The organism is Terribacillus halophilus (assembly GCF_900101385.1).
Classification (GTDB): Bacteria; Bacillota; Bacilli; order Bacillales; family Amphibacillaceae; genus Terribacillus; species Terribacillus halophilus.
Map to the genome: position 1 here is coordinate 219,108 of NZ_FMZB01000004.1, position 14,017 is coordinate 233,124.

The 14,017-nt window shown below is 44.8% G+C and carries 14 protein-coding genes; 11 read left to right on the top strand and 3 right to left on the bottom strand.

Annotated features, from left to right (window positions below):
- Positions 1-579 precede the first annotated feature (579 nt).
- Both BLQ53_RS09290 and BLQ53_RS09295 read left to right on the top strand, forming a co-directional pair.
- The gene (locus BLQ53_RS09290; RefSeq protein WP_093727031.1) at positions 580-2,025 is read left to right on the top strand and encodes a murein hydrolase activator EnvC family protein; all 1,446 of its coding nucleotides are present in this window, start codon (positions 580-582) and stop codon (positions 2,023-2,025) included.
- An 82-nt stretch (positions 2,026-2,107) separates the two neighbouring features.
- Complete coding sequence (locus BLQ53_RS09295) at positions 2,108-2,887, top strand: nucleotidyltransferase domain-containing protein (protein WP_093727032.1); 780 nt, start codon at positions 2,108-2,110, stop codon at positions 2,885-2,887.
- Positions 2,888-2,918: 31 nt separating this feature from the next.
- Here BLQ53_RS09295 and BLQ53_RS18935 read toward each other — a convergent pair whose 3' ends face one another.
- The gene (locus BLQ53_RS18935; protein ID WP_170829637.1) at positions 2,919-3,092 is read right to left on the bottom strand and encodes a hypothetical protein; all 174 of its coding nucleotides are present in this window, start codon (positions 3,090-3,092) and stop codon (positions 2,919-2,921) included.
- A 514-nt stretch (positions 3,093-3,606) separates the two neighbouring features.
- Between BLQ53_RS18935 and surE the strand changes: the two genes are divergently transcribed.
- The 5 genes from surE to BLQ53_RS09320 are packed head-to-tail and all read left to right on the top strand — an operon-like array spanning position 3,607 to position 8,684.
- Positions 3,607-4,395: a 5'/3'-nucleotidase SurE gene (gene surE / locus BLQ53_RS09300; protein WP_093727033.1), complete on the top strand. Its 789-nt coding sequence runs from the start codon at positions 3,607-3,609 to the stop codon at positions 4,393-4,395.
- Positions 4,396-4,408: 13 nt separating this feature from the next.
- The gene (locus BLQ53_RS09305) at positions 4,409-5,428 is read left to right on the top strand and encodes an ABC transporter substrate-binding protein (protein ID WP_244499310.1); all 1,020 of its coding nucleotides are present in this window, start codon (positions 4,409-4,411) and stop codon (positions 5,426-5,428) included.
- Positions 5,429-5,448: 20 nt separating this feature from the next.
- Entirely contained in the window at positions 5,449-7,155 is a 1,707-nt protein-coding gene (locus BLQ53_RS09310) for an ABC transporter permease (RefSeq protein WP_093727034.1), read from the top strand.
- On the top strand, positions 7,152-8,225 hold the full coding sequence (locus tag BLQ53_RS09315; protein ID WP_244499311.1) for an ABC transporter ATP-binding protein: 1,074 nt from the start codon (positions 7,152-7,154) through the stop codon (positions 8,223-8,225). Before BLQ53_RS09310 ends, BLQ53_RS09315 begins: the two co-directional genes overlap by 4 nt.
- Positions 8,226-8,261: 36 nt before the next feature.
- Positions 8,262-8,684, top strand: coding sequence for a DUF2513 domain-containing protein (locus BLQ53_RS09320; RefSeq protein ID WP_093727036.1), 423 nt, complete (start codon positions 8,262-8,264; stop codon positions 8,682-8,684).
- A 468-nt stretch (positions 8,685-9,152) separates the two neighbouring features.
- Here the strand turns inward: BLQ53_RS09320 and BLQ53_RS18740 are convergent, their stop codons facing one another.
- Both BLQ53_RS18740 and BLQ53_RS09325 read right to left on the bottom strand, forming a co-directional pair.
- The gene (locus BLQ53_RS18740; RefSeq protein WP_139180862.1) at positions 9,153-9,305 is read right to left on the bottom strand and encodes a DUF4021 domain-containing protein; all 153 of its coding nucleotides are present in this window, start codon (positions 9,303-9,305) and stop codon (positions 9,153-9,155) included.
- A gap of 74 nt (positions 9,306-9,379) precedes the next feature.
- Positions 9,380-9,649: a hypothetical protein gene (locus tag BLQ53_RS09325; RefSeq protein WP_093727037.1), complete on the bottom strand. Its 270-nt coding sequence runs from the start codon at positions 9,647-9,649 to the stop codon at positions 9,380-9,382.
- 229 nt (positions 9,650-9,878) lie between these two features.
- Here BLQ53_RS09325 and BLQ53_RS09330 point away from each other — a divergent pair, with 229 nt between their 5' ends.
- The 4 genes from BLQ53_RS09330 to BLQ53_RS09345 all read left to right on the top strand — a co-directional run bounded on the left by BLQ53_RS09330 (position 9,879) and on the right by BLQ53_RS09345 (position 14,008).
- Complete coding sequence (locus BLQ53_RS09330) at positions 9,879-10,493, top strand: cell wall hydrolase (RefSeq protein ID WP_093727038.1); 615 nt, start codon at positions 9,879-9,881, stop codon at positions 10,491-10,493.
- 137 nt (positions 10,494-10,630) lie between these two features.
- On the top strand, positions 10,631-11,455 hold the full coding sequence (locus tag BLQ53_RS09335; protein ID WP_093727039.1) for an SDR family oxidoreductase: 825 nt from the start codon (positions 10,631-10,633) through the stop codon (positions 11,453-11,455).
- 515 nt (positions 11,456-11,970) lie between these two features.
- Positions 11,971-13,008 (top strand): ureidoglycolate dehydrogenase, encoded by a 1,038-nt coding sequence (gene allD, locus BLQ53_RS09340; protein ID WP_093727040.1) that lies wholly within the window; start codon positions 11,971-11,973, stop codon positions 13,006-13,008.
- Positions 12,989-14,008: a zinc-binding alcohol dehydrogenase family protein gene (locus tag BLQ53_RS09345; protein ID WP_093727041.1), complete on the top strand. Its 1,020-nt coding sequence runs from the start codon at positions 12,989-12,991 to the stop codon at positions 14,006-14,008. The genes allD and BLQ53_RS09345 overlap by 20 nt, the downstream gene beginning before the upstream one ends.
- Positions 14,009-14,017 lie beyond the last annotated feature (9 nt).

Sequence of the window (14,017 nt, forward strand, 5' to 3'; positions counted from 1 at the left end):
CTGGACAAAACCCGGTAAAATAGGCAGGGATCTCGATTCTCGGAGATACCTGCCTATTATTTATGAATGCATTCGTTAGTATAAAACAAAAGAGAAGGTAGGAAATGAACTAGGGTTCACCTTTTTGCCGACCTCAAAACAAACAATCAAAGATCGCAATCACCAAAAAACGGTGACGGCGATCTTTTTCGTTATGGCCCAGGCTCTATCATTTACTGTCTAAAGGTTATCGGAGTGAAAACTATAGTTCCTTGCTCCGAGTAGTGTACTGGAGATCCTATATAAGCTCGGGCACTACCATACACATCTCTATTGCAAAGAGTCTATCTTTGGCCAGGCCATTTCGCCCCGCTGTTACAAGTGCAACGGTAACAAAAATGTACATGCTTTTTTGTTTTTCTACAGTAGATGGATCATTTTATATTATAGATAGCGTAATTGAAATATTATTGTAATGTTTTGTCACACTTTCGTATAGTATACTATTTCCGGAGATTACTTTATTTTCTATTTCATTACAGATTAATCGTACCAAGGCTATGAGAACCAATAAATGATAGATTCACAGGGGGAACAGAATTGAGAAAAAAATGGCTGCATATCGGTTTGGCTGCAGTGATCGGAACTGCTGCATTGGCCTTGCCGGTATCAGGAAATGTTGCATATGCCTATGAAGATTTGGATGAACAACGAAATGAAGTCGAACGGAAAAAATCGGAGAACGAAAAGGAACAATCCAAAAAAGCAGAGAAGCAGGATGATTTACAGGCTGCTGCGGAAAAACTCCGCTCCGAGCTTGAGAAAATCGATGGTGAAATCGGTGAAACGAATACACAGCTGGCAGATACGGAATCAGAAATCTCTGGGTTGGAGCAGGATATTGAAACACTGAAAATTGAAATCGCCGATTTGGAAGTACGGATCGAAGAACGGCATGGTTTGCTGAAGGATCGGATACATTCTTTACAGAAAAACGGCGGTCAGGTAAGTTATTTGGATGTCATCATGGAATCCAAGAGCTTCTCTGATTTCCTGAACCGAGTAGATGCTGTCAGCACTATCATGGGTGCAGATCAGGAATTGATGGAAGCACAGCAGCAGGATTTGAAAGACGTCGAATCAAAGAAATCCGAACATCAGACAAAGCTTGAAAGTGTAGAGAAACAGGCAGTTGTTTTGGAAGAGACAAAGCAGACTTTGACGGCACAGCAGGAAGAGAAGGACAAGCTCATTGCGGATGTCGTAGAAGAATATGATGTCACATCCGAAGAGCTTGTCAGTTTAGGCGAGGAAGCTGATTTGCTTGCGGCGCAGGAAGAAGCGATTGCGGCTGAAGCAGCATACCGTGATAAACAGAAGGCGGAGGAAGAAGCCCGCAAAGAAGCAGAGCGTCAGCGTGCAGAGCAAGAGGAGCAGGAAGAAGCTGCCAGGATAGCGGCTGAAGAGGAAGCCGCAAAGGCGGAACAGGAAAAAGCAGCTGCATCTGCTGCTAGTGTACCGGCAGCAAAACCAGAACCTGAGCAGGAAATGACTGAAACGAAGACAGCGTCCAAGTCACCGCAAGCGCAACAGCGGCCATATTCCGCGCCAAAACAAGAGAAGCAAACATCTCAGGCGCCAGCGACCAATGCTACTTTCATCACTCCGGCGCCCGGCAGCATCACGTCTGGTTTTGGTCCAAGGTGGGGTACATTCCATTACGGAATCGATATTGCCAAACGCGGTTCCAATGTGCCGGTTTGGGCTGCAGCCTCTGGAACAGTGTCACGGGCTTACTATTCTTCCAGCTATGGAAATGTCATTTTTGTAACGCATTCCATTGATGGTAAAACGTATACAACGGTATATGCCCATTTGACATCTATGCATGTAAGTACAGGTGAGCGCGTGTCCCAAGGTCAACAGATTGGAACAATGGGGAACACGGGTATGTCGCAAGGGCAGCATCTTCATTTCGAATTGCATACAGGTCCTTGGAATGGAAGCAAATCGAATGCTGTGAATCCAATACCGTATTTGAACTGATGAAATCCAACACCCATGGGTGTTGGATTTTTTTGTTAGTTAGTATAAGCTTGTAGGAATATATGGAAAAGGAGGGTGCTAGATGCAGCAAGCAGCATTGCAAGAGTTGGTTAATATCCTCGCAAACGAAGAAGAGGTCAAAGCTGTATTCGTAAAAGGGTCATTCGGGCGGGGAGAAGATGATCCGTATTCGGATATTGATTTATATTGTCTGGTCGATGAACAGGATGTAACTAAATTCCTGCCAAAAAGACTGGCCTTGCTCTCGGCTTATAAGGATGTTCTGTATAGTGAAGAGCTAATCATCATCGCACCGCAGCTGATTGTCGTGTACGATAACCTGCTGCACGTTGACTTGTTCACTGTCACGGAAAAGTCATTCAAGCAAAGCGACTATTTTCGGGTTCTTTATGATCCAAAGCAGTTGTTGGAAAAATACAGGGCGACACAAAAACTTACAATGACTGATGAGGAATATGGCGATCAGGTAATCGATCTTACTTGGTTTTTATTCCAGTATCAAAAGGCAGCTCATCGTAGGAATGGGGTGTGGGCAGCTGCCATGCTGCAACAGGTGACAGAGCCGCTGGCAAGAATGTTGCTGCATCATCATAATCCTGCGCGTGCACAGCTTGGTTTGAAACGGGCAGAACAGCTACTTCCATCGGTTATATTTGACGAGTTAAGCGATGTTTTGGAAAACGTGACGCCAGAGGGACATTTTAAGGCAGCAGCTGCTATCCTGCGATTGCTTGAAAAAGAACGAATCTTTTTGGAAGAACATTTACGAGGAAAAGAAAGAAAGATTATTTACCGGCTATATCAAAAGTTAATGACAGACGAATTGCTAATTAATACGTAAAAGAAGCCATTTCCCATCTGGGATGTGGCTTCTAATCTATACAAGCTTGAACCGACCATTGGATTTCACTTTTCGTCTGTGCATTAAGCTTTTGCATCAAATCTGTCGCTTCTGTCTCGTTGCGGAACAGCATATCTGAAGTTGAATTGGAATGTTTTAGGTAGGTTTTCGTTCCGTTCGCTTCTCGGACAATTTTATAGAGCATCGAACACACTTCCTAACCTATTGAATTATGTTTCTGATTCCATCTTCTCATAGGTTAAGATGATTGTATACAGAATATATCGAATATACCATTAAGATTTTGTGGGAATTTAGTATAATCTGCATTTTAATTGAAGATGTATGGAGAGAATTGGGTAAAAAGTCACCTGATTCACGTTATTAGGAATGCCCTTTTTTAATTCAACAATTTATATAATGATTGTAAATTATTTACGTTATGAAATCTTCTTTTATGAAGGGATGTTAATCTGACAGCTTTTACGCTTTCTTCTAAAGAATCTTACTTTTTACAACAATTAAACATAACTTCACATTACTTTAAACACCAGCTTCACAAACAGCTTGTAAAGTTAACAATATAGGAACAAATGAAAGGAGCAATGCTGTGAAGGCAAATCAATTTTCGTCAATGATCGCATGGTGTGAGCCTCAGGAACAGGCAGTACAGAACGCACTGGGAGGCTTTGACACTGCTCAAGCAAAGGGGGGATCGCATGAAGATTATGGTCACCAATGAAGATGGTATTTTCTCTCCAGGTGTGGAGGCGATGATCGAGACACTGCAGCATTTCGGCGAAGTGTATGTTGTATGTCCGGATCAGGAGTACGGTACATTCAATCATAGCATTACAGTACGACAGCCTATCCGAGTCAAGGAAATGTACCACTTTCCTGGGGTGGCGGGCGCTTGGAGTCTGAATGGAACTCCAGCTGATTGCGTCAAGCTTGGAGTGGAAGTGCTGCTTCCGGAGAAACCGGATTTCCTTTTCTCGGGTGTGAATACTGGACCGAATCTGGGTCGGGATGTCTACTATTCCGGTACAATGGCTGCTGCGGTAGAAGCTACCCTTTATAATATTCCAGCTGCTTCGGTCAGTCTCAACAGCAGTTCTTTGAAACATGTGAACTATTCGAAAGTAAAGACGCTTTTTTATCAGGTTGCTGAGGTCCTCCTCCAGCACAAAACGAAATCGGTCGGTTTTTTGAATATAAATCTGCCGAATATAGACAAACGTCAATTCAAAGGAATTCAAGTGATACCGATGGACATGAGTGTTTCGCGGTATCGTTTTGTCGGTCTGCATGATCCCCATGGGGAAGTTTATTACTGGCTGAAAGATCAGCTGCAGGAGCTCGCGGCTTTCCATCCAACAAGCGATTATCTTCTGCTGAAAGAAGGATACATAACGGTTTCACCAATTGAATTGCGTACGCATTATAAGCGGAAACAAGAACAAGTCGAACGCTGGTTCAGATCGATGGAGACGAATACATCGGAATAAAGGAGAGATTGGGATGAAAAGAAAATGGATGGCTGGTTTTATGGGAACTGTATTACTTGCGCTGACAGCATGCGGGCAAGAAGATGCCGGAAGCAGCGCAGGGGCATCTGATGGAGGAATCGGCGGTACACTCAGCTTCTATACATCCCAGCCGGATGCCGATGCCCAAAAATTGGTGGAGGGTTTTGAAAAACGTTATCCGGAAGTGGAAGTGGAAACATATCGTTCCGGTACGGAAGAAGTGATTTCCAAGCTGAATGCCGAGAAGATGGCAGGGGATGTACAGGCGGATGTTCTGCTCGTGGCGGATAGTGTGACCTTTGAGGATTTGAAGGAACAGGATATGCTGCAGGTGTACGAGTCGGAAGAATTGGATGGGGTACCGGATGAATTTGAGGATAAAGATCACTATTATACAGGTACAAAAATCATGGCGACGGGAATTGTCGCCAATACAGAAGCCGGTGATATCCCGACTGGCTGGGAGGCATTGACAGAAGCGGATGCAAAAGGAGGAATTGTCATGCCTAGTCCGTTGTATTCAGGTGCTGCAGCCTACAATCTTGGCGTATTGACCAGACAGGACGACTTTGGCTGGGAATTTTACGAACAACTGAAGGATCAAGAAACTGCCGTTGTAAAAGGGAATGGAGATGTGTTGAAATCAGTAGCCTCTGGTGAGAAACGATATGGCGTCATTGTGGACTATCTCGCTGCAAGAGCAAAAGCTGATGGGTCTCCGGTTGAGCTCGTTTACCCCGAAGAAGGTGTTCCGGTGATCACCGAACCGATTGGTATTACGAAAGATACAGATAATGCCGCAGCAGCTGAAGCGTTTGTTGACTATGTCTTATCTGATGAAGGTCAGGAACTGGCTGCAGATTTGGGATATACACCGATCAGAGAAGGAATTGAAGCACCTGAAGGATTGAAGACTTACGAGGAGATGACTGTATTGCAGGCAGATACAGAGGCATTGTATACATCCCGCAATAAAGATAAACAACAATTTGAGGATCAATTCGGCAAATAAGCAAAAAGGAGGGGCGACTCATGCAACTAACGATGAAATCAAGGAGTCTGGGAGAAGGTACACACACTGCCTTTCGTAAGTTCCCCGTCCTTATTGGGCTGTTGGTTCTTATCTTCTTTTTCCTGCTGCCGATAATCCGCCTTGTCTCCATGAGTTTCACCTCAGCGGAGAGCTTTTCTGTAAGTGCATATTCCGAAGTGCTGCAGGAGTCCGTGACGTGGAAAACGCTCGGGAATACCATTTATATCGTTGCAGGCAGCACGGTTATATCCATGATTCTTGGGATAACGATGGCAGCGATCATGGCTTACACAGACGTGCGCGGCAAGGCGATGATGCAGCTGTTCATCTATCTGCCCTTCATCATCCCGTCTTATATCACGACGCTTGCTTGGGTGCAGTTTTTCAGCACTTCAGGCCCGCTTGGAAGTCTGCCGGATTGGCTGATACCTAATTTGTATAGTTCTGGAGGCATTATATTTGTACTCGGGATATCGCATTATCCGCTTGTTTATTTGATGACAGTGCAAGTGTTTCGCAGAATCCACCGTGATGCAGAACTTGCTGCTTTTGTTTCGGGAGCATCACGCTTTACCTGCTGGCGGAAAGTTATCCTGCCGATGGCACTTCCGGGAATCTGCAGCGGTGGTCTGCTTGCGTTCCTTTCCAATCTGGACAATTTCGGGGTGCCTGCCATTCTTGGTATTCCGGCTAATATCCGAGTACTGAGTACATATATTTATGAACAGGTCATCGGATACGGACCGAGTGCCTTCAGTCGGGCAGCCGTGCTTTCCGTACTGCTTGGTATCGTTGCCATAGCCGCCACACTGATTCAAGTGTGGTTCCTTCGAAGAAGTAAAGTCACGGAAACGACTGTGCCGGACCATGAGCCCCGTATCCAGCTGCAGCCAATTCGTCGCAAGTTGCTACAGACATTGCTTTGGGTATTTCTTTTAGGTACAAGCTTGGTACCTTTTTTGGCAATGGCTACGGTCAGTCTGATTCAGGCATATGGAGTTGATTTAACCTGGGAGAATATTTCTCTGGAAAATTACCGCTACATCTTATTCGAGGATGAGAAAGTGCTCAGATCCTTGAGTAACAGCATGTTGCTCGGATTCATAACGGCTATCATCTGCTTGGTTTTCGGAACCTTATTTGCCTACTACCGATTCCATAAATCGGGTCGATTACCGAAGGCAATGGAAGCAATCATCACGATGCCATACGCGCTTCCAGGTACCGTATTGGCGCTATGCATCATTTTGATGTGGATGCAGCCTTTGCCAGGATGGTACCCAGGTGTATACGGTACACCTGTTATCCTATTGATTGCTTATATCACCCGTTTCTTTGTTCTGCAATTCCGGGGCAGTTATACAGCATTCAGTCAGCTGGATGTTCGCATGGAAGAAGCGGCCAGGACAAATGGTGCAAACCTTTTTGGGAGATGGAGACAAATTGTACTCCCCTTGATTCTGCCTGGTGTCCTTAGCGGTGCATTACTTGTCTTCCTGACATCACTGACTGAGCTCACCGTTTCCAGCATGCTTTGGTCCAGTGGCGCCGAAACAGTGGGCGTTATCATTTTCAGTTTCGAGCAAGCGGGTTACAGCACTTACTCGACAGCATTTTCGTCATTGGTCGTGTTGACGATCCTGTTTGGCAGCGTTGCTTATCTCTTCATACAGCGTAAATGGAAACAAAGGGGGAGAAAAGTTTGATCACCTTGCGAGGATTAGAAAAACATTATGGGAAAACTTCTGCGTTAAGCCAAGTTGATTTAACGATCCGAGATGGCGAATTCCTTGCCATACTTGGTCCTTCTGGCTGTGGCAAGACAACTTTGCTTCGTTTGCTGGCTGGTTTTATGAAACCTACAGCAGGTTCAATTCAATTCGGTGAAACGGAAGTAGCCAATTCGAAATACTGCAGCAAACCTGAAAATCGAAATATAGGCATGGTTTTCCAATCATTTGCCCTTTGGCCGCATATGACGGTGGAAGAGCATATCCGTTTTTCATTGAAGAATCATCGATTTGCCAAAAAGCGAACAGCAGCCGAACAAGCTGATAGGGTGACAGAAGTGCTGCGACTTGTCGGGATGGAGTCGTTCAGAAAGAGATATCCGACAGCTTTATCCGGAGGGCAGCAGCAGCGCGTTGCCCTGGCGCGGGCCATCGCTCCGGAACCTGATATCCTGCTCATGGATGAACCGCTCAGTGCGTTGGATGCGGAACTGCGCATCAGTATGCGGAAGGAAATAAAACAGATACATAAAAAGCTTGCTGCTACCATCATTTATGTCACCCATGATCAAGGGGAAGCGCTGGCAATGGCTGATCGGGTACTTGTCATGCAGCATGGACAGATAGAACAGACAGCTGCACCGGAAGAGATATATCAGCATCCCAAAACGCCTTTTGTCGCTACATTCGTCGGCAAGGCAAATTTAGTGGCAGGAACATGGGAAGAAAATCACTTCATTCCTGCTGGAAGTCACTATCGCTGGCAGGATAACGGTGTATCGGAGCAATTGAAACAACAGCAGTTTTACCCAGTGAGACCGGAAGAGTGGCAGCTGCTGCCGCCAGATGCAGAGGGCTTGAAAGGAGAAGTCATCATCAGCCAGTTCCAAGGAACCGAAAGGCATTATGTGATCCGGGTAGATGGCCAGGAATACCAAGCATCTCTTCCCATCTCTGTTCCAGCATGGAGGGAAGGGGACTTGCTGACTTTGCAGGTCAAAGGAATGGAGACGGCAGTTTCCCGTGAAAAAATACTTTTTCGTTAACAAACAGGACTCCCTGACGAAGGGAGTCTATTTTCTTTGAAGGAAAATAAAAAAGGAGACAGAAATAATGAGATAGAGGTGATGCCGTTGAAACGGGATATGTCTATTATCAGAAGTCTCCTACTGGATATCGAGGCTGAATTCACAGAAGGCGGTTTTGCACTGGAGGTGGCAGAAGAAGATGAGTATTCCGAGGAAGAAATGAATTATCACTTACAGCTGATGAAAGAAGCAAAGCTGATTAAGCTGGAAACTGTAATCGATGAGGAAGAAGAGGAAGAAGAAATGCTCATCTATGGATTGACCTGGGAAGGGCATGAGCTGCTGGACAGTATCCGGGAAGATGAAATATGGCAACAGCTGCTCGTCAAGTTGAAACGGGAAAGAGGCAGTATGCCATTTTCGGTTTTGCGCAAGCAAGCAGCAAAAGCTGCCGAAGCGTATTATGCTTCCGAATAGACTTACAGGAAGGTAAAGTGCCTACACATCATTCATACCAAGATAGCATATACATGAGATGGGTCTATAAAGACAGCAAAAGATAAGGAACTTTCAAAAAACAAGTTTTATTCGAATTCAACCTGGCAAAACAGAAGTATAAAGATTATGGGAGGGTTAGGCATGCTCTGCATCTTTTCCGCAGCAAAAGATAAATTCCGGGAAGATTATCTGAAACAGCAGCAGGCGGTACAAAAGCAAGGAGCCAAAACGGCTGCTGCGGTCAAGAAATAAGAGGTAGACTGTATACTCATAAAAAGCGGCAGCTAAGGAAAGACTATGGGTAAAAGCAAAAGAGGTGCAGATTTGTGAGTAGTCGGTCTACATTCATCAAAGGGTTTATGCTTGGAATTGTCGTTGCCTTGGCAGTATGGCTTGTCGTGACTTATATAGCTTCCAAATTCATTTGAAACAGGAAAACACAGCTCCTTAGAGCTGTGTTTTGTTCTGCTTGCGGGCATTGTTTTCAAATTCAGTTTCCGGGTGACCATAATCCCCATTCATCACTTGCTCATCTTCATCCAAGCCGATAGCTTCTGCTGTTTCATCACGCTGATTTGATTTGTTCTGTTTTTGCTGCATATATCCCACCTCCTGCCGATAGTGTGGCACTTCTGGCGGTAATTATGTAAGGACAGGCATGCTGTCCCTCTATTTTAACGCTGTTGGGCAGAGTAGTAATAATTGTACGGATAAGGTGTCGGATACGGATAAGGAACAGGGTATGGTACCGGATAAGGAGTATTATATCCATATTTATAACCATATCCAGGACCGCTGATCAAAGCACTGCCAAGAAGTCCGCCTGCTAGCCCGCCGATGAACGGAATAAATGCAAATCCGAAACGCTGATCCTCTTGGTTCGTTCTGTAGTCTGTTGTATAGGTCGATTGTCCATATGGATGCGGATAATATGTGTAGCTCATCAACATTCCTCCTATCCCTTTACTGTATGCACGACAGACCATGTGAGGGTGGGCAAGTATCCAGGGTGAAGGTGAAAAGATTTCCAAACAAGAAAGACTTTGACAGGACTAGTTTGCACGGATGTTCATACACTAGTAATGATATGTCCATGTTTGTATGACAAGATGACTGGGTATTAAGCGTTATGGATTGATCACGCACTTACATAACGAAGAAAAGGACTTGATTATGCAGAAACTTCTTACGGTTTTATTATTGACTTTCTTTTTTATTAGTAACCTTTGTCTCGTTTTATACTTGCCATTCCAGAACATGAGCCAGGAAATCTATCCTGCAACAGTCTATGCAGATGCAAGAACTCGAACCGTGCTGTCTGAAAAGGATGTTCATTCCCTGAAAGGTCCTCACTCCATCGTTTTGTCTGATAGTGACGCACAACCACCCAAAGACTTGACCGAAGCAACGATCGAACAAAAACAATATACTACGGAAGAAATAGAGCTGCTCCAAAAATTAGTCCAAGCTGAAACGAGCGGAGAAGACTACATTGGTAAGGTAGCAGTGGCCACCGTCGTACTCAATCGTATCGAAAGTGGTGAATTTCCGGATAGCATTCATGATGTGATCATGCAGGAAGGCCAGTTTCAGCCAGTAAGCTCTGGTGTTATTTGGAAGAGTAAGCCGACCGATGAAACGGTACAAGCAGTGGCAGATGCTTTAGCCCGAAAAGATGACATGCAGAAAATTGTCTGGTTCATGAATCCGGAAACGGCTACGACAAATTGGATAGCCGAAACACAGGTGCAAGTGAAACAGATTGGCAACCATGTTTTCTATCGGTAAAATGGCCCCCTACTCGACTGCAATCAGCAACATGCCTTGTCTTGGCTGCTAATTTGGCGGCCGACTTTGAAAAGTATGTTTTACATCTTTCCTGCCCGGTAAAACATTAGGTAAGCATACTACAAGGAGTTGTTGGCATGGGGAAATTAAATGATCGTATTGCAGTCGTGACAGGTGGCGCCACCGGTATCGGAAAAGCGACTGCTTCTTTATTCGCAGAAGAAGGTGCTTCTGTACTAGTAGCGGATATCAAAAAAGAGGAGATGACAGATTTGCTTGTATCCATCCAATCGGCTGGAGGGCAAGCAGAAGCCTATGAAGTGGATGTCTCTGACGAAGATAGTGTAAAGTACTTTGCTGATCAGGTGAAGGATACCTATGGAAAAGTGGATGTGCTATTTAATAATGCAGGTATCGATCAAGAAGGCGGCAAAGTACATGAATATCCAATTGAATTGTTCGACAGCATCCAAAAGACAGATTTGCGGGGAACCTTCCTGATGAGCAAGTTCCTCATCCCGCTGATGCTCGGAAACGAAAAAGGTGCCATCGTCAATAATGCCTCGATGAGCGGAAGCTTCGCGGATCTGGACAGATCAGGCTATAACGCAGCCAAAGGCGGCATCATCAACTTCACGAAAGCAACAGCCATTGATTACGGAAGACAAGGCATCCGGGCAAATTCTGTTTCTCCCGGTACTATCGAGACACCATTGATTAATGAATTGACAGGAACGAAAAAAGAAGAACAAGGAAAAGCGTTCCGTGAATCAAATAAATGGCTTGCTCCAATGGGCAGACTGGGTGCTCCTGAAGAAATAGCCAAGGCTGTTTTGTTCCTTGCTTCGGATGACAGTTCCTATATTACTGGGCAGGATTTGATAGTAGATGGAGGACTGACAGCTTATACGTGGCCGGGTAAAATGGTGATGGACAACAGCTGGAAGGAAACGACGCAGTAAGTACAGCGTATAGATGAAATGTGACCAAACATCATATACAGCCAATTACAGATTGAATATCGGTGATTGGCTGTTTTTTATTAGAGTTCAGACTTCAGTGAGGATTTATAACAGGCTTGTGGAAATTATCAATTGCCATCTTTTTTCGGGCGCTCATGATGATGCCTTTCGCTTTAACAGTGTATTTCGAAATATCCATGGAAGATTTGCTTTTGTGATTTGATTTATAACTTTGAATAAAAGAATGAAATAATTACCGATATTATTTTCTCATTGATATTTGAAAGGGCTTTCATTTATAATGTGACTAAACCAGTTTACAAAACCGATTTAGTAAGAAATGATTTAAATTCAAACCGACAAATGCAAGGAATGAAAAGTTTCACAGAACAACCGTTAGGCGACCTTTTTACCACTTAACAATCGACACAGTCATCATAGAAAGTGTTGTGGTTATGCAAACATACGAATTGCTTCGTATAGAACATGCAAATCTAAAGTGGGGGGCAGGTAAGATGCCAACAGTAGTGATGGAAGCAGAAAAAGTGAAGAAGCTTGCAAGTAGGAAGTTGAAAGATGCGGGTTTGAACGATGATCATGCTGAGAAAGTAGCTGAAGTTCTTATTCATGCCGATCTGCGAAATGTGAATTCCCATGGTGTACTGCGCACAAAGCATTATGTGGATCGTCTGAAGGCGGGAGGGATTAATCCCGACGCCCAAACCTCATTCAACATGACAGGACCTGTTACCGGCATTGTCAATGGAGATGATGGATTTGGCCATGTGGTAGGGGATACAGCAATCAAGCATGCCATAGACATGGCAAGGCAGAACGGAGTAGGCATGGTGACAGTTATCAATAGCAGTCATTGCGGAGCACTAAGTTATTTTGTTCAAAAAGCGGCCGAAGCTAACTTGATTGGCATTGCCATGACCCATACCGACAAAGTGGTCGTTCCGTTTGGAGGAAGCTCACCTTTCTTCGGAACCAACCCAATCGCTTATGGTGTGCCAGCTAAAAACAATAAGCCATTTATCTTGGATATGGCCACCAGTAACGTAGCGTTGGGGAAAGTCCTCCAAGCGCGTGAGGAAGGAAAAGACATACCATCAGGCTGGGGCGTGGATGAAAACGGCGCGCCGGTGACTGACCCGAACAAGGTCGTAAGCCTTTCGCCGTTTGGAGGTCCAAAAGGTTATGGCCTTGCTGTCATTGTCGATATCTTTTCTGGTTTATTAGCTGGAGCGGCGTTCGGTCCTCATATATCCAAAATGTACGATGACTTGGATCAAAAGCGTAAACTGGGTCATTATTTCTGTGTCATCAACCCTTCGTTCTTCACAGATGCAGATACATTCCTCAAGCAAATGGACACGATGATGGATGAAATTAAACAGGTCCCACCTGCACCAGGCGTTAAGCGTGTATTTGTTCCAGGAGAAATTGAACAAATACATGAGGAAAACAATAAAAGGAATGGAATTAGAATCGCCTCAAGTGTTTACGAATACCTGACAGGGGAGATCGAAAATGAAAGCTATACAAATTAAAGGCCCTCGTGAACTAGCGGTCATTGAGGCTGATCAGCCTGTAATGAAAAATGCCCAAGATGTATTGGTAAAAGTCAAAAGAGTGGGGATTTGCGGATCTGATATGCACATTTATCATGGGACTAACCCGCTTGCGACTCTTCCGCGCGTAGTTGGGCATGAAGTTGCCGGTGAAGTTGTGGAAATCGGCAGCGAGGTAAAGAACATCAAAGTGGGGGACCATGTAGTCGTGGAACCTATCCGTTATTGCGGAGAGTGTTATGCTTGCCGAAAAGGGCGGCCGAATGTATGTGCTTCCCTGTCGGTGTTTGGTGTACATGAAGATGGCGGGATGAGAGAATGGATCGTTCTTCCTGAAAAGCAGGTGCATGTGGTGGACTCCGAACTTCCATGGGAAGAAGCTGTTATGGCAGAGCCTTACACGATTGGTGCACAGGCGGTATGGAGAGGCAGTGTTGAGAAAGGAGATAGTGTTCTGATACAGGGAGCTGGTCCAATAGGGTTATGTATCCTGAAGTTGGCAAAGCTTCAAGGGGCAGCTGTCATGATGACAGATTTAAGTGATGCCCGCCTTGCATTCGCGAGCGAAAATGGGGCTGATGTTACAGTGAATGCCGTAAATGAAGACGTGAAACAGCGCGTATTCGAATGGACCAAAGGGGCGGGTGCGAACGTGGTGATAGACGCAGTCTGCCTGCCATCCACCTTTGAGCTTTCATTGGAAGTGGTATCAGAAGCGGGATATGTTGTAGTTCTTGGGTTTGATGAAAGAACCTCTTCTATTCCCCAGCTGCCGATTACGAAAAAAGAAATAACCATAACTGGTTCGAGGTTGCAAACGAATCAATTTTCAAGCGTGGTGGATTTATTGAATAGTGGGCAGCTCAAGGAGAACGGTTTAATTACACACAAATTTCCACTCGAACAGGTACAGGAGGCATTTGACTTTATCGAAGCGAATCCAAATCAAGTGAGAAAAGCGGTTATCCTATTCGATTAAGAAGAAAAA